Origin of the sequence: uncultured Roseobacter sp. (assembly GCF_947501835.1) — a bacterium.
GTDB lineage: Bacteria > Pseudomonadota > Alphaproteobacteria > Rhodobacterales > Rhodobacteraceae > Roseobacter.
In genome coordinates, this window is record NZ_CANMXR010000009.1 from 21,542 (window position 1) to 42,673 (window position 21,132).

Consider the following 21,132-nt stretch of genomic DNA (forward strand, 5'->3'; position numbering starts at 1 on the left):
GCGGCGGATTTTATGCCTCCGGCGGGGATATTTTCGGACAGAAGAAATGGGAGTGGTTCGGATGAGTGCTGATCCATATTCGGATCGTGGCAACAAGGACCTGTCGCTGGGCAACCCCAAGGGCATGGGCACCGCGACGCCGGTGAAACCTGGCGGCAAGGCTTATGCCTCCGCTGGTGGGCCGTTTCTGATCGGCGAGAAAATGACCGGCGGCTACGGGGCGGGCCCCGATATTCTGCACGATTGCACCATTGCGGTGGACCGGGGCGAGATTGCCGTGATCGTTGGGCCCAATGGCGCGGGTAAGTCGACTGGGATGAAGGCGGTCTTTGGCATGCTGAACCTGCGCGAGGGCCATGTGAAGCTGGACGGTGAGGACATCACCGCGCTGAGCCCGCAAGACCGGGTGGCCAAGGGCATGGGGTTCGTGCCGCAGACCTCAAATATCTTCACCTCCATGACGGTGGAAGAAAATCTGGAGATGGGCGCGTTCATCCGCACTGATGATATCTCGGGCACCATGGCGCAAATCTATGATCTGTTTCCAATCCTCAAGGAAAAGCGCCATCAGGCGGCGGGTGAATTGTCCGGCGGACAGCGCCAGCAGGTGGCTGTCGGTCGGGCGCTGATGACGCAGCCGAAGGTATTGATGCTGGATGAACCGACGGCGGGGGTCAGCCCCATCGTGATGGATGAGCTCTTTGACCGGATCATCGAGGTGGCGCGCACGGGTATCCCGATCCTGATGGTGGAACAGAATGCACGGCAAGCGCTGGAGATCGCCGACAAAGGCTATGTGCTGGTGCAGGGGCGGAATGCGTATACGGGGACGGGCAAGGAATTGCTGGCGGACCCGGATGTGCGCAAATCGTTTTTGGGGGGGTGAGGATGCGTGACGCTCTAATTTATTTAAGCTTGATAATGTCCTTGCCGTCCTTTGCCGATGCTTTAACCGCTGGAGACTTCGTGTGCAGCTTTGACCTAAAGTGCGATACTGGCGGAGTATGCAGTCAAGCGGATGAGAGCTTGGTGGTGACAGCAACCCGTCTTGGAGCACATATCGGCAAATCTCCGAGAAGGTCACCAGAGGTCATAGTAATGATTGCAACATTTTATCCTTCGGAAGAAAGTCAAGCACTGGATGGATCCATATTTGGTCAAGGCCCACTTGATATGGTTCAAGTCTATTCTGCCACTCCCGCGATCAACCCATCTCAAATCGTAACGATATGGTCGTCCTACGAAAGCTCTTTGGTTCGATCGTTCCAACAGGGCGGGACAGAGGTTTTTTCGGGCAGCTGCGAAAGAGCTACGTGCAACGTGTACACAGAAACATGCGAAGTGACTGAATAGATGGACTTCCTCAACGCCTTCGTCGCACTCTCGAATTTCGTGATCATCCCTGCCATGGCCTATGGCTCGCAACTGGCGCTTGGGGCGTTGGGGGTTACGCTGATCTATGGCATCCTGCGGTTTTCGAATTTCGCCCATGGCGACACCATGGCCTTTGGCGCGATGGTGACCGTGTTGGTCACCTGGCTGTTTCAGAGCTGGGGCGTCTCATTGGGCCCACTGCCCACTGCCCTGCTCGCCCTGCCCTTCGGCATTCTGGGGTGCATGGCGCTCGTGCTCACCACCGACCGCATCGTCTATCGGTTTTACCGCGCCCAGAAGGCCAAGCCGGTGATTTTCGTCATTGTCAGCCTTGGCGTAACCTTCGTGCTTAACGGTCTGGTGCGGTTCATCATCGGGCCGGATGACCAGCGCTTTCTGGATGGCGAACGCTTCATCATCTCGGCCCGGACCTTCAGGGAGATGACCGGCCTGCGCGAGGGGCTGGCGTTCAAGACCACGCAAGGCATCACCATCCTGACCGCAGTGATCGTGGTGGCCCTGCTCTTCTGGTTTCTCAACCGCACGCGTACCGGTAAGTCCATGCGCGCCTATTCCGACAATGAGGATCTGGCCCTGCTGTCGGGCATCAACCCGGAGCGGGTGGTGATGATCACCTGGCTGATCGTGGCGGGGCTGGCGACCATTGCGGGTGTGCTCTACGGGCTCGACAAGAGCTTCAAACCCTTCACCTATTTCCAGCTGCTGCTGCCGATCTTTGCCAGTGCTATTGTCGGTGGTCTGGGCAACCCGCTGGGGGCGATTGCGGGGGGCTTTGTCATCGCCTTTTCCGAGGTCACGGTGACCTATGCCTGGAAGAAAGTCGCGACTTACGTCCTGCCTGAAAGCATGGCGCCGGACACGTTGGTGCAGCTTTTGTCCACGGATTACAAACTAGCGGTGAGCTTCGTGATCCTGCTGATTGTCCTGCTGGTGAAACCCACGGGCCTGTTCCAGGGAAAAGCGGTATGAGTTCAGCTTTGAAAAATACGATCCTCTTTGCGGTGGTTTTTGCGATGATCCCGGTGATTGCGCAGTTCCAGGGCTGGAATGCCGCGCTCTTCGTGCTCAACATGGGGCTGATTTCTGCGATCATGGCGTTGGGGGTGAACCTGCAATGGGGGTTTGCGGGGCTCTTCAATGTCGGGATCATGGGGTTTGTCGCTTTGGGCGGGTTGGCGGCGGTGCTGGTCGGCATGCCGGTGACCCCCGGGGCCTGGACCGCAGGGGGTTATGGTATCGTGGCGAGCCTGTTTCTGGGGGCGCTGACCATCGGAGGGGCGATCCTTGTGGCCGGTCGTATGGCCAAGGGCTGGCTGCGCACGCTGGTTGTGCTGGGCATTCTGATTGCCGGCTTCATGATATATCGCGGCCTCTTTGATCCCTCGGTCGAAGCGGTGGAGGCCATTGATCCGGCACTCACCGGGTATCTCGGCGGGCTCGGTCTGCCGGTGATCATTGCCTGGCCCGTGGGGGGCCTGTTGGCCGCCGGGGCCGCGTGGCTCATCGGAAAAACAGCGCTGGGGCTGCGCTCGGATTACCTCGCGATTGCGACGCTGGGGATTGCCGAGATCATCATTGCAATTCTCAAGAATGAAGACTGGCTGTCGCGCGGCGTAAAGAACGTCGTGGGCGTGCCCCGACCGGTGCCTTACGAGATCGATTTGCAAAATAACGCAGTCTTTGTCGACCGGGCAGCAGGCATTGGGGTTGATGCAGTCATCGCCTCGACGATTTATGTGAAACTGCTTTATTGCGGGCTTTTCGCCTTTGTCCTGGTGCTGCTGTTGTGGCTGGCGCAAATGGCGCTGAACAGCCCCTGGGGCCGGATGATGCGCGCGATCCGTGACAATGAGGTCGCCGCCGAAGCCATGGGCAAGGATGTGACCGCACGGCATTTGCAAGTGTTCATTCTGGGCTCTGCCATCTGCGGCATCGCCGGGGCGATGCTGACCACGCTGGACGGGCAGTTGACGCCCGGCACCTATCAGCCCCTGCGCTTTACCTTCCTGATTTGGGTCATGGTGATTGTCGGCGGCTCCGGCAACAACCTGGGCGCTGTGCTGGGGGGGATGGTGATCTATCTGATGTGGGATCAGGGCGAATCCATCGGATTGGCCGTCATGGAATGGATTACGGCCAGCATGCCGGATGGCAGCGCGGTGAAGGCACATCTGATCGAATCCGCGGCGCATATGCGCTTGCTGACCATCGGGGTGTTGTTGTTGCTGGTCTTAAGGTTCAGCCCGCGGGGATTGATCCCGGAAAAGTAAAGGACGCCCTGCTAGCGCCGGGCGACGCTATGATGGCCCCCACCTGGCGGTGGGGCATTTGGATATTTAAGGCCAAGAGAAGGGTCAGGCTCAGCGACCTTTGAAGAGGCCACCGAGGATGCCGCGCACGATGCGCCGCCCGGTGGTACCCTTCAATTCTTTGATCACCACACTTGCCACCGCGCCCCCAATGCTCTGGCTTTGCCGGGTAGTGCTGCGCCGCGAGGTGGAGCGCGCCACCCGCCCGCCGGAATAGCGCCGCGCCGCGTTGAATTCACGCAGTTGCGGCGAGCCTTCTTCTGCTGCCTCTTCCGCTTTTGCTGCTTCGGCTGCTGCAGCGTCTGCGCGTGTTTTCAGGATTTCAAAGGCGGAGCTGCGATCTATGGCGGTGTCATATTTGCCGGCCATGTCAGAGGCTGCCATGAGTGCTGCGCGTTCTGCCTTGGTGATGGGCCCCAGTTGAGAAGATGGTGGGCGGATCAATGTGCGTTCCACGATACCCGGCACGCCCTTGCGTTGCAGCATGGAGGTGACCGCCTCGCCGACACCCACCTCGCGGATCGCCTCCTCGGTCTTGAACGCGGGGTTCTCGCGGTAGGTTTCTGCAGCCATGCGTAACTCTTTGCGGTCTTTGGCCGTGAAGGCGCGCAGCGCATGCTGGATCCGGTTGCCGAGCTGGCCCAGGATGTCCTCCGGTACATCGGCAGGGTTCTGGGTGATGAAATAGACCCCCACCCCCTTTGAACGGATGAGCCTCGCCACCTGCTCGACCTTGTCCACCAGTGCCTTTGGTGCGTCGTCAAAGAGCAGATGCGCCTCGTCAAAGAAGAACACCAGCTTGGGTTTGTCCGGATCGCCCACCTCGGGCAGTTCCTCAAACAGCTCAGACAGGAGCCAGAGCAGGAAGGTGGCATAAAGGCCCGGCGCGCCCATCAATTTGTCCGCGGCGAGGATGTTGATTTCCCCACGTCCCTTTGCATCAAGGCGCATGAGATCGGAGAGCGCCAGCGCCGGTTCCCCGAAAAGGCCGGTGCCGCCCTGGTTTTCCAGCACCAGCAAGCGCCGCTGGATCGCACCGATCGAGGCGCTGGAGACATTGCCGTAGCGCAGGGAAAGCTCCTTGGCGTTTTCACCAATCCAGACCAGCAGCGATTGCAGATCCTTGAGGTCCAGCAGCGGCAGACCTTCTTCATCGGCCAGACGGAAGGCGATGTTCAGGATGCCCTCCTGCGCTTCGGTCAGCTCCAGCAGCCGTGCCAACAACAGCGGGCCCATCTCGGACACGGTAGTGCGCACCGGGTGACCCTGATCGCCAAACAGATCCCAGAAGGTCACCGGGAAAGCCTCATAGGTGAAATCGGAAAACCCGATCTTGCCCGCGCGCTCCATGAAGGGCGTGTGCAGCTTGTGCGCCTCGGACCCGGATTTGGCGAGGCCTGACAGATCGCCTTTCACATCTGAGAGAAAAACTGGCACGCCGGCCTTGGAAAAACCTTCTGCCAGAATCTGCAAGGTGACGGTTTTGCCGGTGCCGGTCGCGCCCGCAATCAACCCGTGCCGGTTGGCATAGCCAAGGCTGAGATGTTGTTGCACGCCGTAGTCCGGCCCACCGCCGCCAATCAAAATATCCGCTGTCATGCCCGAAAATCCCCCAAGTCATATTTTCTTGGATTGACCATACGATTTTAACCTTTGAGAGCCATAGTGAATTTGTTCGAGTCGGTGATTATGTCCTTCCCGGCTCGGACATCCTCCCTGTCAGACTGGCCGTGCCGATTTTCGGTACGGCCCTTTTTTCAACTGCGGATAGGTTATGGTAACATTTAAGAATTCCGCCGACTTTCTGGTTGACGCCATGGGTGACGTTTCGTAGCCTCTGCGCAATAAGTCGGCCAGTCCGACGGGGAGAAGACCAATTTGGGAAGGGATGCCTCGCGCATCCCTTTTCTTATTTAGGTATGCCCACAAAAAAATGATGGCCCGGGTGGCGATTTCCAGCCATCGGACCTGACACTTCCCGATACGCGTGCTACACCGCAGAAAAGCAGTGAAAGCGGAGCGAACATGCCCAAATATACATCGATTTTGGCCCGTAGTCTGGCCCTTGCATTGCCGATTGCATTTGCCTCGACAATGGCCATCGCGCAGTCGGATACGACAGAGGAAACGCCTGAAGAGGCCCCATCGACGCCCAATGAGCTAAGCCTGGGGGAGACCGCCCCGGAAGGCCCACAGGTTGGGGAAACCTATATCAAGGAAGAGTTCGGCGATTGGGACATGCGGTGCATCAAGACCGAAAACGGTGAGGACCCTTGCCAGATGTATCAGCTTCTCTCCAACGAAGAGGGCACACCGATTTCCGAGTTCACCCTGTTCAAGCTGCCCGAAGGTGGACAGGCCCAGGCAGGGGCCACCGTGGTTGTGCCGCTGGAAACCTCGCTGGCGGGTCAGCTGACCATCAAGATCGATGACAAACCGGCGAAACGCTACCCCTTCGCCTTTTGCAATCGGGTTGGGTGCTATGCGCGGATCGGTCTGACGGATGAAGACATCAACAGCTTCAAACGGGGTGGTGAGGCAGTGATCTCCATTGTGCCGATTGTGGCGCAGGATCAGCGGGTCAATGTCTCTCTCTCGCTGAGCGGGTTCACCGCCAGCTACGATGTGGTCTCTGTGATCGACCAGTAAGCCGTAAGATTGAAATCAGAGCCGCGCCGGTTTCGGGGCGGCCTTTTTCATGCCGCGCGCAGGGCTAGCACAGCGTTCATCCCGCCAAAAGCAAAGGCGTTTGAGATCGCAACTTTGACCGATGCTTCGCGCGCCTCATTAGGCACCACGTCCAGAGCACATTCCGGATCCGGCTCCTCATAGCCGATGGTTGGCGCAATCACACCGTCGCGCAGCGCCATGATGCAGGCCAGCAGCTCCACCGCCCCGGTGCCGCCAATCAGGTGCCCATGCATCGATTTGGTTGAGCTGATCATCAGCTTGTCAGCATGTGGCCCGAAAACATCCGCGACGGCTGCGCATTCGGTCTTGTCATTGGCCGCGGTGCCCGTGCCATGCGCGTTGATGTAGCCCACGTCTTCGCGATTGATCCGTGCGTCCTGCAACGCACCGGACATTGCGCGCGCCGCACCGTTCTTCGAGGGCATCACGATATCGCTGGCGTCTGAGGACATGGCAAACCCGGCCACTTCACAAAGGATATCGGCCCCTCGGGCGCGGGCATGTTCATATTCCTCGAAGACAAAGACGCCTGCCCCCTCGCCCTGCACCATACCGTTTCGGTTGGCAGAAAACGGGCGGCAGGCATCGCGCGACATCACACGCAGCCCTTCCCAGGCTTTGACGCCACCAAAGCAGAGCATGGATTCAGACCCGCCCGTGACCATCGCGGGCGCAAGCCCCGAGCGGACCATGGTAAAGGCCTGCGCCATCGCGTGATTGGAAGACGCGCAGGCGGTCGAGACAGTGAAGGAGGGGCCTTTGAGGTTGTATTCCATACTGACGTGGCTGGCCGCCGCATTATTCATCAGCTTGGGCACCACAAAGGGGTGCACGCGGTTTTTGCCGTCCTCATAGACGGAGCGGTAATTGTCATCCCAGGTGCTGACGCCGCCGCCCGCCGTGCCCAGAACGACGCCGGATTTGGCGGCCAGCTCGCCACTGAACACCAGCCCGGACTGGTCGATGGCCTCCTTGGCGGAGGCGAGCGTGAATTGCGTGAACCGATCATAGAGCGACATTTGCTGACGGTTGTAGCGCCCTTCGGCCTCAAACCCGCGCACCTGTCCTCCGATCTGGATCGACAGCCGGTCGACATCCCGCAGATCGAGCGCCCCAATGCCGCAGGTGCCCGCCCGCATCGCCGCCATGGTGGTGGCCACGTCATGCCCAAGCGCGTTGATGGTGCCGGCACCGGTGATCACGACGCGTTTCATGGCCGCATCAACTCTGTTCGGCTTTCAACCGTTCGATCCCGGCGACAATTGACGCCACGGTAGAGATATCGAAATCCGACGCTTTGGGGTCATTGGCGTTAAACGGCACCGAGATATCAAATTCTTCCTCGATCGCGAAAATGCTCTCCACCAGCCCCAGACTGTCGATGCCGAGGTCCTCAAGCGTGCTTTGCAGAGTGACATCGGAGGGCTCAAGCACAGCTTGATCCGCGATGATGGCTATGACTTTGTCCTTGATGCTCACGCGTCCTGTCCTCTTTCGTCGCCTGAGGTGGATTTAGTCCTTCGTGTCCGGTTTGAAAACCGCTTTCTGCAAGGCAGCGATGTCACGCATCACCCGTGGCAGGCGTCGTATGGCCTTGTAGCTTTCCATCTGGGTTTCCATTTTGGTGGCAGGAGACCCCAGAATGGTGCGCCCGGCAGGCACATTGGAAAAGATTTTGCTGGCGCCCCCGGCAATGACCCCGTCCCCGATGAAGATATTGTCGCTGACGCCCACCTGGCCGCCCAGCACCACATTATTGCCCACCCGCACGGATCCGGCGATCCCCACCTGACCACAGAGCAGGCAGTCGTTACCGACGACACAGTTGTGCCCGATGTGCACAAGGTTATCGATCTTCGTACTGTCACCGACCCGGGTGTCGCGGATCGTGCCATAGTCGATGGTCGCATTGGCGCCAACTTCCACATCATCGCCGACGGTCACGGCCCCCAGCGAGTGGATGCGCTCCCAGGACTGAGCGCTGGTATTCTGCTGATCGCCCAGCGTGGCGCGCGCCGCTTCGACGCCCGAGGTATCCGGTGTTGCATAGGAGAACCCGTCGCCGCCAATGCGGGCACCAGGCTGCGCGATAAATCTGTCACCGATGGTCACACGCGCGCCGATCGAGACCGCCTCGCGCAAGTATGCCTTTTCGCCAAGCTTTGCATTCCAACCGATAAAACACTGTGGGCCGATTACGCTGCCCGCGCCGATCCGGGCGCCGGCAGACACCACGGCAAGCGGGCCGACATGCACGCCTTCCCCAAGCTCTGCCGATGGGTCGATCACAGCGCTGGGGTGGATTTCAGCGGCATACCCCTGCCCCGGATCCAGCAATTGCGTCAGGCTGGACATGGCATACCGGGGGCGTCTGGGAATGATCGCAGCCTTCAGGCCAAGCGCGTGCCAATCGGCGCCCTGCCAGAGCAGTGCAGCCTGCGCCCGCCCCTCACTGATCGCCTCCGCATAGGTTTTGCTGGTGGCAATCGCCAGATCATCGGCTTCTGCACTCTTGGGTTCCGAGGCCCGCCCGATCCGCAATGCGGTATCGCCATAAGCGTCGGCCCCAAGCGCTGCGGCAATCTCCTCGACGCTATACGTCGTTTCGGTCATGGCGATGGGCCCCCAAGCTGCTCAGGGGATTGATTTAACCCTGAACAGCGCGCAATGCCACCCCTGCTTTGGACAGGGCATTCCAGATTTGCGCATCACGCCCATAGATGTCGCGGCGGAATTCGGCGCGGCCTTTGCCATCGATGAAGGCGGTCCGGTAGATGATGTGTACCGGTACCGGTTGCTTCAGATCGACCTGTTGCTCCTTGCCGGTGGCAAGCTTCGCCTGGAACAGACCTTTGGGATCATTGGTCTGCTTGGCCAGCAACGCATAGGCAAAGTCAAAGGGGTCCGCCAGACGGATGCACCCATGGCTGTAGGCGCGGGTTTCGCGCGAGAAGAGGTTCTTCGCCGGTGTGTCGTGCAGGTAGATGTTGTGCGGGTTCGGGAACATGAACTTAACCAGGCCCAGGGCATTGCCGCGGCTGGGCGGCTGGCGCATCGCAAAGGGGAAGGTGCGCGCGGTGAATTGTGTAAAGTCCACTGCGGTGCGGTCGACCCGGCGGCCCTGACGGTCGGTGATCTCGATATGGTTCACCGCGTTGGGGTTCTTTTGCAATTCCGGTAGATATTCCTTGGTCACGATGGACCGCGGCACATACCAGCTTGGGTTGATCACCATGAATTCCATGACGTCCGAGAATTCGGGCGACTGACGGTCCCGCTCGCGGTGTCCGATCACGGAACGGGTTTCAAAGGTCACCTTGCCATTGTCGATGATCTTGGCGGAGAAGTCGGTCAGGTTGACCTCGACATGACGACGGCCGCGTTCCTGGTTGAGCCAGCGCTCGCGCTCCATGGCCACGATGACCGATTGCAGGCGGGTCTGAACCGAGGTGTTGATTTCCTGCATCGTGCCTGGCCCGGCGACGCCGTCTTGCGCCAGCCCGTGCGTGCCCTGGAACCGCTGCACGGCAGCGGTCATTTTGGCGTCATAGGACTGACCGGCATTGCGTTTCATATAGCCCATGCGCACCAGGCGGTCGCGCAGTGCCACCACAGCCGCACCCGTGGCACCGGGTTTCAAGGTCTTCGACGGCACCGTTGGCCCCCATCCCCCCTGCGCCAGCAACCGCTCAAGCCGCAGCTTTTCTTTCATCAGCCCGGTGTATTCGGTGGTTTTCGGGGCCAGTGCCCGGAAAAAGCCCTTGGGCGACGATTTGACGAAATTCACCAGATAGGACTGGCGGTCGCGATACGGCACCTTGCGCACGATGGCTTTGTTGACGCGCGCCGGGATCAGAACGCCGGTTTGCATATCACGGGCAAACTGCAGGAAGACGCGGCTGATCTCGACCTCCACAAGGCCAAGATCACGCGGTGTGCGGGCGGCCTTCATTTTCGCCTGCAGGCCCTCCACGTCATAGCGCGCGGCAGGCAGACCATGATTGTCCGCCGCGCTGAGCGCCTGAATGAGCGCCGCGCGGCGACTGCGATCACGGCCTTTGCCGGTCCAGATGCCTTCATAGCCATTTGCCTGGTAAAAGGCGGCGATGTCCTTGTCGCGGGCGGCTGCCTCTGCAACCGCTTGTTTGAACGCTGTTCCCTGCGCTTTGGCCGGTGCCGCAAAAATCAAACTTGATAAGGCAACCAATGTGACTGCCAAGACATTCAGAAAACGGCGATTGGACAAAACCAAAGATGGCATGAGGACCTCACTCAATAAAATATCGGTACGTGTTTGACCATCACAAGCGCAGCTGTCCAATAACATTTAGGTTTTCGGTCAAGGAAACGTGAAAATGATGCAACCATGCATCGCAAAAGAGATTTGTTCCGACGTTTCTCAAGATTGGCGATATTTTGCCTAAAATTGGTCAAAAAGAACCGCTCTGGCTTTCAGGACTTGGTTAACAATCAGCGCTATGACATACCAATGTTGCATCTGGGGAAGAGATGACACCCTCGTGTAACATCACGGGTAAAGGCAGAATACGGGGCGAAAACCTAATGACGAACGACGGCTCACTGAGTATGTCACGCCGGGCGCTATTGACAGCGTTTGCGGCAACGGCAGTAACGGCAGCACCAACATTTGCATCCGCGGCAGGTTTCCTGCGTGGCGGGGGTGATATCAGACGGATCCGAATGTACTCCGGTCGCACCGGTGAACGGATCGACATGATCTATTGGATCGAGGGTAAATACGTGCCCGAAGCTGTCAAGGAAATCAATCACTTCATGCGCGATTGGCGTACGGATGGTGTGAAGTCCATGGACCTGCGCACAATCGATATCATGTCGGCGGCGCATAATCTTCTGGATGCCAGCGAACCCTACATGCTGCTTTCGGGCTATCGCAGTCCGCAGACCAATGCGATGTTGCGATCACGCAGCCGGGCGGTTGCCAAGAATTCGCTGCATGTCAAAGGTCAGGCAGCGGACCTGCGATTGGCGAGCCGATCCGTGGCTCAAGTCGCGCGTGCGGCACAGGCCTGCAAAGGCGGCGGAGTTGGTAAATACTCACGCTCCAATTTTGTCCATATGGACTGCGGCGTGGTGCGCACCTGGGGCCGCTAATCCGGACCCGATACGCGATATCTTGCAAAGACGGCGGCCAAAACGTGCCGCCTTTTTTGTGCGCCACTGTTTGCCTTCCAGAGGTCGGAACTTAGGTGCGATTTATGTTAAAATGAGCGTTTATGGCGTGTCGACCGGGTAAGGGGTGGTTTCGCGAGACGCAGCGGAAATTGGGTATCTTCAGCGCAGCCCGTGCGCGTTACCCCAACCTGTCGACCTCGGACGCATCAACGATCATCGCCAGGCGCCAAAAACGTGTGAGCTGCGCTTCGAAATGATCTTGCGCCTCTTTTGGCACCCCTGACAGTTGCTCGACCCGGAAACCAAATCGCTGCATGCCACATGTTCCGATATAGCTCAGAAAGACCGGAAAGATCTGCCGCTCCACGGCAATGGATGCCAGCCGCCCGGCGAGAAAATCCGCATTCTCGACCGGCGCTGTGATCCTAATCCCGATGCGCGACTGCCGGCCCGTCGGTGTGTCCCAGATCGCTGCGGATGGCGGGAAGCGAGCAAGATGCACCTCAGTGTCCGGTGCGAGGGTCGCGGCATCAAATACCAGCCTGTCGAGCGCCAGAGGTTCATGGCGCGAAAGATGCGCAAGGATCGCATGATAGTCCTGCTCCGGTGTCATCGCACTGACCCCTGTTCTATGAGTTTTGCCGCCGCGTGATTACCCGGCTCCGGCAGGGTTACAGCGCGCAGGGCCTGTCGCACCGCGTCAGACTTGCCATTGTCCAGAAAAGCGGTGACTTCGCGCTCAAGGCTCATCAATTCCGCCTCCTGCACAAAACCCGCCAAGCCGCGTTCAAAAGCAGCGCGCGCGCGCCGTTCCTGATCGTCCAGATAGGGCGCTGACTGCGGGATCAGGATTGCCGGGACCTGCGCGTAGATGAGCTCATGAAATGAATTGTAGCCGGTCGCCGATATGGTGAGATCCGCCGCCTGACAAAGATCAAGCGTGCGCTCGGTGTGGATGACACGGCTGTTGTGCCAGCCGTAAAGCCCGCTTGGAACTACCGCATTGGGCCAGGCGACCACCAAATGCAGGCAATTGACCCGCCGTTCCAACAGGCTGCACAGGAATTGCGTTTGCGCGGTGCGCTCTGACGCCACCCCACCGCCAAGCATTGTCACAACCAGCGTGTCGATCTTGCGATCAAACTGCGCACTCAGACGCTCCCGCAGGTTTTGCGACTGTTCCGGCGCGATTTCTTTCTGCTGTACGATGGGCCCGACCTTGTGAATGTGATCGCCGGAGGAATAATCGGTATTCAGTTCCGCAAATGCTTCCGTTGGCACGATCACTTTTGAAAAGGCGCGCTCCCGTTCGAGCGCGATGGGATTGATCTGACCCGGGCGCCACAACCCACGCCGGATCCAGACTGCAGGGTTTTGCAAACGCGAAATCAGCCGGTAGACGGAATCGAACACATACCCGCCGTCAAAGACAAGCTGGTCGCCCGGCCGAAGCGTGCTGCGCAGCCGCAGGTAATTGACGAGATCTGCGGCATATTCCACGCTGTGATCGGCGCTGCGCGGGACCATCGGCACGCAGGAAAATCCACGGTTGCGCAGCATTTCGACGCAACTGGGAAAAGCCGCAAAACGGCGGGCATGCTCGGTTTGCATCGCCTCACCAATCAACGCACATCGCTGCGCGTGCCCCATGCCATTCCCGTTGGTGGGAAAAAATACCGTCTGCGGGTCTGATGCAGGCTCCAAAGCGGCGGGGCGTTCCAGCTGCAATTCGCGCTCCAGCCCGGTGATATCAAAGGGGTGCAGCCAGGCGCTTTGCTGTGTGCGGCGGCCAATTTCCATCCGGTTCTGCGATACGGTTTCCTGCAGGTAGCCGGGCAAGGCCGCGACATGTTCGGGACCTTTCAGAACGGGCGCCCCCACCGCGCTGAACCCGGAAGAGGTGGTGCAATCGATCACCACTTTGCCAGCCCCCATCGCATCAAGCGCGAGTGCCGCCATCCGCTCGCCCGGAACATTGGCCCCCAAAAACACCAGCACATCAAAATAATGCAGCAATTCCGTGGGCGGCAGTTCGGCGTAGCTGAAAACCGACAAGCTCCCATGCCGCGATCTTCGGATCAGATCCTTGCCCTTGGAATTCGTCAAAATCTGCAAGTGTATGTTCGGGCTGTAGTTCACCACGCAAAGGTCGCTCAGCGTGGTATCCTGTTCCTCGATGTCTTCGCAGGGGATGTAGACAAGCACGCGCACCGCTTTGCCCTCCGCCTGTAAAGGGCTGTCGCCAATTTCAGTGAGCTGAGGTGCAATCGCGCCCTCCATCAGCGATGGCCGCTGCGGGTTGGACAGATCGAGCAGCTTTGGTTCCCGACCGGTGGCATAGGCAATTTTATTCCGCGCGCTGATCGCATCCTGATGCTGTGAAAATTGCCCCAGCACCCAGATCGGAATGTCCTCCCCCAGATGCATGGTACCCAATATCGTCTGCACCTCGGTTGAGATGGTTTCGGCCCCGATCAGAACCACCGATTTTGGCGCGATATCAGCGAAATCCGCCAGGAACGGGGCCATTTCGTATTTGTTTTGTTTGGTGACATTCTCTGGCAAAAACCGGTCGTCTATCGCAACCGGATGCCCAGATTTGTCCAACTGCAGTGCCAGGAGCAAAAGCGCGTCAAAGTGTTTTGCGGAAATCTGGCCGCAACACAGCAAGATCATGGTGTTGCTCCTGCACAGCCGGTCAGAAAATTGCTCATTCTCGATTTGAATGCCGCTGCGGAGAAGCGCGCCAGTTTTTGCTGACCCGACAGCACATCGGCCCGATAACGATCCGGTGCAGCAATATAGTTGGCTATGATCTGATCAATTTCTTCGGGAGCGGCGCTGATGGCCGCACCCTCGAATGTGTGGGCGGTTTCTGGATCGGTGATTGCGATCTTGCCGGCGGCCACGGCTTCTGCAATGACACGGCCGAAGCTTTCGCGCCATGTGGGCGCGGTGTAGTAGACCAGAAAGTCGATTTCATCAAAATACTGTTGCAGGGTCAGGCCGCCGAAAGGGTGGACGCTCCAATGCGACGGCAGATCATCTGCCTGCATCAGGCTATCGGCCCCAAGGATGATGTTGATCGCAGCGGTTTGTGGAAAACACATCTCCAGCACGTCACGCTGTGGAAACTTCTCCAGGCCGGGGCGCGAATGACGGCCCCTGCGATCACGCGGGCTGGATGTGGGCGGGATCATGTCAAAGGCGCAGATATTGAACCAGTCGGTATCCAGTACCGACCACCTTGCCCCCAACTTGTTTGCCGCGTCCCACCCCGTCACGGTCGATCTGTTCCACGCGGAGATTGGCGCAATCCACCGGTCCAGCGTGACGGATGCGGTAGTAATTTGATCAAGGCATTTCGCCACATCGAAAGCTTCTGCACCGCCGGGTCGCAGAAAATTTTCATGGGTCACCACCACCAGATGGCGCGCCAGGATGGTGACGCCGAGACTGTCCTTAAATTTCAGGCAGGATGGATTGTGAAAAATCACGATATCCGCTGCGATGTCCCGGGTTGCCCAGTGGAAGGGAATGTTCAAGCGCAACAAGGTTTCGCTCAGCTGGGGCGCAACCCTCTGACCTGAAAACATATCTGTCTCCAAACCAAAAACCTGCACCTGCGCCATGGTGGAGACGACCTCCAACTCGGCGGCAACTGCCGAGGACGTGCCGCCCGGAAATCGAGGATCAAGAACATAGGCGATCCTGAGGTCGGGCGCTGCGCTTTGAACGGAGTTCATGGCTCAGTAGATGCGCTGGTTTGACGTCGCGGTCGAAGCTGCCGCTTGATTGCCGGGGGGCGCGTCGAACCTGTTAAGCAGCCCGCGTTTTGCATCATCAACAAAGGAGCGCAGTTCCGACGCCAAGGGGCTACTACCCGCGGTGAGCCTCGGGTTGGCCTGGACGTAGGTGTAAAGCGCGCGCCAGTCTCCACCGTCAATGAGTTTCTCGATGGTCAGCAATTCGTCGATTGAGGGCTCCTGCTGTGCCGCACCGGATGACCCCATGAGCACGAGCATTGTTACGACTGCGATTAGATTGTTATTGGCCACGGCTTCATCCGAAATGATTACTTCTAAAACTTGTCATCTACTTGCGTGTCTGGGCAGGGGAACCTTGGGCGATTATTCCCTGCCCCGGTCTAGGGCGACCGCGTCCCAAGGTGTTCCCCGCGCCGCAGACTGTTGACCAGCCTGTTTTCCAGTTGCGCCTTCAAAGACGCGCGTCTTTGTGCAGCGGTGGGCGTTCTCTTGGGCCGGTTGTTTGTGCTTGCGAAAGCTCTGTTGCCTGCCATCCAGACTTCAATGCGACCGGGCGGTGCAGAGTTGCGTGCGCCGGTGAAATCGCGGGCAATGCCACCGACCTCAGCGGCAACGGCTTGCGCGACCTGTTCGTCCTGAGGGCTGTAATAACGGACGTGGGTTTTGGACACTTTGAAATTGACCCGGTTGACGGATGCAACCGGAAAGCCGGTTGCGGTCAGGATCTCGGCGTTACGGTCCAAGGCATCGCTCTTCACGTTTGTGGGCGCAAAGGTAACGAGGCTGAATTGTGCGGCCTTGTCACCGCGAAAGCCGAGCCGGAACGCCAGATCAGGTCGGCTGATAGGCGGACCGCCGACGTCTGGCAGTTTGAATGAAACCGTTTCCGTCGGCAGCACGCTCGCGTTCTGCGCTCTGATCGGCGGCACGTCTACTTGCGATCCGTCCAATCCTGTCACCGGCTCTGCGAGGTCAATGGACGCCCAATCCACCATATTCGGATAGAAAACATCCAGTTTCAGCGGCTCCGACCAGACGGTCGCTGGCGGATCGCCTTTCATGCTCTCATACATCTGCGGCACGGGCATCCGGATCGGCGCGGTCTGCGCGGCAAATGCTTTTGCCAGGACCTGGCTTTCCCGGATCGGAGCATTCAGACTTGCCAGGAATGTCAAAGGCTTAACATTGCTAACCTCAGGTAAAACCGGAAGCGCATCTGTCATCCGCTCTGTGCCTGTCAGCAGCTGTACCGCATCGCCGCGCACAGGGCTTGCAAACGCCAGATCGATCGGTCCGGTGTGTATCTCGGCATAGGTGAGCGGTTCCGAAGTCAGGGCAATGATGTTCAGCCGCGGACCTGGTGACAGAACCTCGGCGGGCGCATTGTCAGCTGCCGACGCGGCGAAGAGCCTTGGCATGCCGTGCGGACCTGTCTGAACGGTCGTCAGCTTCGGCAAACTGAGGTCTGTATTTTGGCCGATCGTCGACACGACCGGCAGGCTCAGGCCAGAGCCGGAGAAAATGCTTGGCGCTTCGGGTTTGATGTCCGGGCTGGCAAGATTTTGCTGCGGGGCAACATCCGTCAGCGAGACCCAACCCATGCCGACAACCGCGCCAAAGCTCAGGACCATGCCAAATCCAAGCCCGAAGAAACAGGCGAATGCCACGGTCGCGACCCGCGGGATGGATGCTGGAAAAAGCTTTCCACGTGGGGGTTGTGTCACCGCTCCCTCTTCGCGGAATGCTGCGGCCAGGCTGGCCGCCTCTTGCGCCGGATCAGCTTGCGCAGGTGTCGGATCTTCAGCCATCGCATCTGGTACGGGGGCGGCCATCGGCCGTGGCGCGACAGGGGCAAAGGGCTGCATCCCCTCTTCGTCCATAAAGCGCGGGCGTTTCACCACGGGCTTCTTGCCGGATTTTCCTTTGGCTTCGAGCAGTTTTTGACGCTTGGCACGTGCTTCCGCCAATCTGTCCTCCCAATCGGTGGACAGAAGATCATGTGCGGTTACTTTCGACGCGCTTTGTGATTTGCCAGCGCTTTCTGCGCTCTCTTCTTTGGCCAAATCCGACATTTTCACAGCCCCCAGACTGCTTTCAAAGAACTATTCAAACGAATCCCAAAAATATTAATTGAGTTTATATACAATCTAGGGTTTTGCAAATTCCCTCCGTGGGTCACCGCGTTTTGTTCCTGTGATGACGTCATTTTACAAGAAAATGCAGCCTGTGCATCTGGTCCGGCTGCGGAATTCAGATCCGGCAAGCAACATGCAGCCGATCATCTGCCCATATGGCGGTCAACGCCCGAATTGTCAGAAAGCGTCAGATCAAAATGCGTAAGGATTTTCGATTATGTTAAGGCCGCGCGATGCTGAAAAGCCCGAGCACCATCAATGGCAAGCGTATCCCGCTTTCAAAACGGCTACGGGCACAAAGATAACGGGAAAATATTGCCACCACGCAACGTCAAGAGTACATCGATGACGGCAAAGAGCGCCATTTCACCATGTAAAACAAGGCAATAGGAACCCCCAGCTGAGGCTTAGTCACCCGATATTTTCAGCCAGCGATCAAGAAGCGTCGGACAGTGGCACCACCGCCTGCCGATAGAGGTGCCAGGTGGCGTGCCCCAGGATCGGCAATACGAAGATGAGCCCCACAAAGAGGGTGATGACGCCAATGGAAAGCAGCGCCACGACAATGGCGCCCCAGGCGGCAACGGTTTTTGGATTACGCTTGGCGATGTTCAGCGAGGTGACCACCGCAACTGGCAATCCGACGCTGCGGTCCACAAGAAGCGGAAAAGAGACGAAGCTAATCGCCAAGACAACAGCGGCAAAGACAAAGCCGACACCACTGCCGACCAAAATCATCATCCAACCCGGAAAAGTTGTAAGCGCATCCTGCAAGAAACCTGAAATTGAGTCCGGTGTCCCGGGCCCCAAGGTCAGGCCATAAATGAAGTGCGCGCAGATCATCCAGACAAAAAATATCGCGGCCAGGAACCCGCCCAATACGAGAATGGGGAAAATGGACGGAGAGGTCACAACCCTGAAGCCATCCCCCCACCCGGTTTTCACCCCCTGCTCGCGTCGCCGGCTCATTTCATAAAGGCCAACCGCTGCAACCGGCCCCAACAGCGCAAAGCCCGAAACCAGCGGGAACAGCAAGTAGAGGACCTGATTGTTCAGCGCAAACCAGGTCAGCATCAAGCCCACGATCGGATAGATCACCACGATGAAAATCACATCCGTGCGTAGAGCCAGGAAATCTGCACGTCCTTTGCTGAGCGCTTCCTTGAGATGAGACAGATCAATGTCGCGGATCTGCACCTGACCATCCTCTGCGCCCCCCAATTCCTGCACGCCGGTACTGATGCCCTGAGCGCTGCCGCCAAAAGCCTGAGCAATCCAAGAGAGTGGGTTACCAATTGTCTGAACCATGACATCCTCCGTCGCTCCGGTCGGAGCAGTGAAAAGAGTTGTAGGTCGTTCCAAAGAGATCAATTGAAGTGAGTGTACCACATTTGGCGCGCGTTGTCGTGCACAGTGGGGCGCGGCCCTCTGCGCCGGGACAACATAGTAGCGTCGGCGCGAAGAGCCGCGTAGAGTTGAGGTTTTGAAGACTGGAGATGATTTGTGCCACCAGAGGATAAAACCACCGCGCATTCCACACCCGCAGACGACAGCAATTACCCGCGTCTTGAAAACCAGATCGCCTGGTACGATGCCAAAAGCGTAACGTCGCAACGCCGGTATTTTGCCTTGAAATCCCTGCAAATCATAATCGCGGCAGCTATTCCGGTTGTGTCCTTGATCGACCCTACCAAGGCCGTTGTGCCCGGCGCGTTGGGTGCGCTTGTTCTGGTGCTGGAGGGGTTTCAGGAGCTGGGAAGCTACCGGCAAAACTGGCAGAAATATCGCTCGTCCTGTGAGGCACTGCGGCATGAAAAGTATCTCTACATGGCCGGGTCCGGGCCCTATACCGATGCGGATGTGGAAAAGCGCACGCGGCTTTTGGCCGAAAGAGTGGAGGCGATGATTTCGGAAGAGCACACGAATTGGGTCGCGCAGTTCAAAAACAACGAGGGTGCCGCGCCGCAAACGTAAATGCGCCCTGAGGGGATGTCGGCGCGAAGGATCGCACTGCGGTTGAGGGGCGTTCAAGCTGGGTCGAGCGGCCAAGGCCTCGCGCGACCTCTCGTACGAAAGTGGATTTCCGGGATACTGGCTCCAGTTTTAATGCGCATGAAACCCTGCTTCTCAGCCACCAAGGCCAAACCAGCATGTGATTGGAGAAAACCATGCGGAATATACCCGAAATCCTGAACTGGCGTCGGATCACTGACAAAATCAGCCTGTCCGGTCAGCCCACGGAAAACCAACTCTCCAAAATCAGGGATTTGGGGGTGACCCACATCATTAACCTCGGGCCGCATTCCAACAAGGGCGCGCTGGCGGACGAAGCGGGGACGGTGGCCGCCCTGGGGATGGAATACATCTACATTCCGGTGGATTTCGAGAACCCGACGCAGGACGACTTCGATGCCTTCTGCGCGGCGCTGGAGCAGCTTGAGGACCAGCCGGTGCACGTGCATTGCATCTACAACGCAAGGGTGACCGCTTTTTTCTATCGCCATGCGCAATCCGGCCGCAGCCTTTCGAAAGACGCGGCTTTTGAGCTGATGGACAGCATTTGGCGCCCTGGGGGCGTTTGGGCCACGTTCATCGGGGACGCGCAGAGTGTTCATCTGCCCAACAGGTATTCCGGGGACGACTACTGACCTAGAACCCCCGCACATGGCTGCAAAGTAACGAGAGGATTTTACTTAAATCTATCGTTTTCAATGTCTTGAGCGAGTTTCTTATCTGAAATACAGTATTCGGGGGCGTCTCGAGGTGCCAATGGCTGGTGAAAGCGCGTTCTCCCTCTATGTTGCCGCAGGCATTGCCTGTGTGGTGGTGGTTGGCTTCTTGTTCCCGCCATTGACGACACGCGGCCCCGCTGTAGAAGCGGACGCAGCCTACCAAACCCATGTCATTGGCGAATTGGCCTACTGCCGATCCAACAGAAGTGACGTGAATTGCGCGTGTTTCGCGCGAAAAGCCGGGCATATCATGTCTTTCGAAGGGCCGCAGGTCCGCGGTTTTGTCTATGCAGACAGGTCGGAGTTGGCCCGCGGCCAAGCTGGCAACAGCTGCTAGCAGAAACTTTCGCAGCGACACCGCAAAGACATCTCCAACGGACGGATTTACTCCTCATCAGAAACCAGCGCTTCATAAGCGGAATTAGGCAACGAGGTGCGCCACAAACCACCTGACGCGAGATCAAATCCGTGACATCACCGGAAAAAGGAACTGTTTCGAGCGCTTCTGCGCTCTATGTTTGATTTGTGTTTAAAAGTACGGAGTAGAGTTATGTCCCTGAGAATTATCGCCATCACGGCGACTGTCATGCTGAGCGCATGTGCGACCATCAGCGAAGAAACACGTACCCCTGCGGTCTTGGAGGGCGGGTTCTACGGCGGCGAACGATATGAGTTGAGAACGCGCCTGCTGGAGGGTCCGAATGGCACCTATTCGCAGACCAGTGTTGTTTACAGGGGTCTCGCCCGCACGTGCATTCTTGACAGCCCCAATGATTGTGAGCTCAAGGCGCGGAACCTGATTGACGAGTATAACGAGACACGCTTCTGATCTGTTTGCCTTATGGACAGCGGTTGCCCCCGACGTTCCGCGGAAATGGCGGCACTTCTTCCGCCCTGACTGCGAACCAAGCTGCGTTCAAGGATCTGCCCTTGAGGCACGTGCTCCATG

Annotated in this window: 20 protein-coding genes; 9 read left to right on the forward strand and 11 right to left on the reverse strand. The window is 58.3% G+C overall.

What is annotated here, in order from left to right; genetic code table 11:
- The first annotated feature begins 61 nt into the window (after positions 1-61).
- The 3 genes from Q1A20_RS18100 to Q1A20_RS18110 all read left to right on the forward strand — a co-directional run bounded on the left by Q1A20_RS18100 (position 62) and on the right by Q1A20_RS18110 (position 3,665).
- Entirely contained in the window at positions 62-886 is an 825-nt protein-coding gene (locus Q1A20_RS18100) for an ABC transporter ATP-binding protein (RefSeq protein ID WP_299409169.1), read from the forward strand.
- A gap of 467 nt (positions 887-1,353) precedes the next feature.
- On the forward strand, positions 1,354-2,364 hold the full coding sequence (locus Q1A20_RS18105; protein WP_298975499.1) for a branched-chain amino acid ABC transporter permease: 1,011 nt from the start codon (positions 1,354-1,356) through the stop codon (positions 2,362-2,364).
- Positions 2,361-3,665 carry a branched-chain amino acid ABC transporter permease gene (locus tag Q1A20_RS18110; RefSeq protein WP_299409172.1) on the forward strand — a complete coding sequence of 435 codons (1,305 nt, stop codon included), beginning with the start codon at positions 2,361-2,363 and terminating at the stop codon, positions 3,663-3,665. The genes Q1A20_RS18105 and Q1A20_RS18110 overlap by 4 nt, the downstream gene beginning before the upstream one ends.
- Positions 3,666-3,755: 90 nt before the next feature.
- Here Q1A20_RS18110 and Q1A20_RS18115 read toward each other — a convergent pair whose 3' ends face one another.
- The gene (locus tag Q1A20_RS18115; protein WP_299409174.1) at positions 3,756-5,303 is read right to left on the reverse strand and encodes a helicase HerA-like domain-containing protein; all 1,548 of its coding nucleotides are present in this window, start codon (positions 5,301-5,303) and stop codon (positions 3,756-3,758) included.
- A gap of 426 nt (positions 5,304-5,729) precedes the next feature.
- On the opposite strand from Q1A20_RS18115, the gene Q1A20_RS18120 reads away from it, so the two are divergent.
- Positions 5,730-6,353, forward strand: coding sequence for an invasion associated locus B family protein (locus Q1A20_RS18120; RefSeq protein WP_298975503.1), 624 nt, complete (start codon positions 5,730-5,732; stop codon positions 6,351-6,353).
- A gap of 47 nt (positions 6,354-6,400) precedes the next feature.
- Here Q1A20_RS18120 and Q1A20_RS18125 read toward each other — a convergent pair whose 3' ends face one another.
- From Q1A20_RS18125 to Q1A20_RS18140, 4 genes are read right to left on the reverse strand one after another with little or no spacing between them, the layout of a single operon-like run.
- Positions 6,401-7,609, reverse strand: coding sequence for a beta-ketoacyl synthase (locus Q1A20_RS18125; RefSeq protein ID WP_298975504.1), 1,209 nt, complete (start codon positions 7,607-7,609; stop codon positions 6,401-6,403).
- Positions 7,610-7,616: 7 nt separating this feature from the next.
- Positions 7,617-7,874 (reverse strand): acyl carrier protein, encoded by a 258-nt coding sequence (locus Q1A20_RS18130; protein WP_298975506.1) that lies wholly within the window; start codon positions 7,872-7,874, stop codon positions 7,617-7,619.
- A 33-nt stretch (positions 7,875-7,907) separates the two neighbouring features.
- Positions 7,908-9,008, reverse strand: a complete 1,101-nt coding sequence (lpxD, locus tag Q1A20_RS18135; RefSeq protein ID WP_299917976.1) for a UDP-3-O-(3-hydroxymyristoyl)glucosamine N-acyltransferase — start codon at positions 9,006-9,008, stop codon at positions 7,908-7,910.
- Between the two features lie 34 nt (positions 9,009-9,042).
- The gene (locus tag Q1A20_RS18140) at positions 9,043-10,656 is read right to left on the reverse strand and encodes a L,D-transpeptidase family protein (RefSeq protein WP_299917979.1); all 1,614 of its coding nucleotides are present in this window, start codon (positions 10,654-10,656) and stop codon (positions 9,043-9,045) included.
- 326 nt (positions 10,657-10,982) lie between these two features.
- Between Q1A20_RS18140 and Q1A20_RS18145 the strand changes: the two genes are divergently transcribed.
- On the forward strand, positions 10,983-11,528 hold the full coding sequence (locus Q1A20_RS18145; protein WP_299409599.1) for a DUF882 domain-containing protein: 546 nt from the start codon (positions 10,983-10,985) through the stop codon (positions 11,526-11,528).
- Between the two features lie 199 nt (positions 11,529-11,727).
- On the opposite strand, the gene Q1A20_RS18150 is transcribed toward Q1A20_RS18145, so the two are convergent.
- The 6 genes from Q1A20_RS18150 to Q1A20_RS18175 all read right to left on the reverse strand — a co-directional run bounded on the left by Q1A20_RS18150 (position 11,728) and on the right by Q1A20_RS18175 (position 18,759).
- Positions 11,728-12,162, reverse strand: coding sequence for a hypothetical protein (locus Q1A20_RS18150; protein ID WP_299917981.1), 435 nt, complete (start codon positions 12,160-12,162; stop codon positions 11,728-11,730).
- Positions 12,159-14,225 (reverse strand): glycosyltransferase, encoded by a 2,067-nt coding sequence (locus Q1A20_RS18155; protein WP_299917983.1) that lies wholly within the window; start codon positions 14,223-14,225, stop codon positions 12,159-12,161. The genes Q1A20_RS18150 and Q1A20_RS18155 overlap by 4 nt, the downstream gene beginning before the upstream one ends.
- Positions 14,222-15,295 (reverse strand): hypothetical protein, encoded by a 1,074-nt coding sequence (locus Q1A20_RS18160; protein WP_299917985.1) that lies wholly within the window; start codon positions 15,293-15,295, stop codon positions 14,222-14,224. Before Q1A20_RS18160 ends, Q1A20_RS18155 begins: the two co-directional genes overlap by 4 nt.
- A 3-nt stretch (positions 15,296-15,298) precedes the next feature.
- Positions 15,299-15,607 (reverse strand): hypothetical protein, encoded by a 309-nt coding sequence (locus tag Q1A20_RS18165; protein ID WP_299917987.1) that lies wholly within the window; start codon positions 15,605-15,607, stop codon positions 15,299-15,301.
- Positions 15,608-15,696: 89 nt separating this feature from the next.
- Positions 15,697-17,388 (reverse strand): hypothetical protein, encoded by a 1,692-nt coding sequence (locus Q1A20_RS18170; protein ID WP_299409192.1) that lies wholly within the window; start codon positions 17,386-17,388, stop codon positions 15,697-15,699.
- Between the two features lie 498 nt (positions 17,389-17,886).
- Positions 17,887-18,759: a DUF2189 domain-containing protein gene (locus Q1A20_RS18175; RefSeq protein WP_299409194.1), complete on the reverse strand. Its 873-nt coding sequence runs from the start codon at positions 18,757-18,759 to the stop codon at positions 17,887-17,889.
- Positions 18,760-18,954: 195 nt separating this feature from the next.
- Here Q1A20_RS18175 and Q1A20_RS18180 point away from each other — a divergent pair, with 195 nt between their 5' ends.
- The 4 genes from Q1A20_RS18180 (at position 18,955) to Q1A20_RS18195 (ending at position 21,012) form a co-directional block, all read left to right on the forward strand.
- Positions 18,955-19,425, forward strand: a complete 471-nt coding sequence (locus Q1A20_RS18180; RefSeq protein ID WP_299409197.1) for a DUF4231 domain-containing protein — start codon at positions 18,955-18,957, stop codon at positions 19,423-19,425.
- Between the two features lie 194 nt (positions 19,426-19,619).
- Positions 19,620-20,099: a protein tyrosine phosphatase family protein gene (locus tag Q1A20_RS18185; protein ID WP_299917990.1), complete on the forward strand. Its 480-nt coding sequence runs from the start codon at positions 19,620-19,622 to the stop codon at positions 20,097-20,099.
- 121 nt (positions 20,100-20,220) lie between these two features.
- Complete coding sequence (locus Q1A20_RS18190; protein ID WP_299409202.1) at positions 20,221-20,520, forward strand: hypothetical protein; 300 nt, start codon at positions 20,221-20,223, stop codon at positions 20,518-20,520.
- A 213-nt stretch (positions 20,521-20,733) separates the two neighbouring features.
- A complete protein-coding gene (locus Q1A20_RS18195; RefSeq protein ID WP_299917992.1) occupies positions 20,734-21,012 on the forward strand; it encodes a hypothetical protein in 279 nt (92 codons plus the stop codon).
- Positions 21,013-21,132 lie beyond the last annotated feature (120 nt).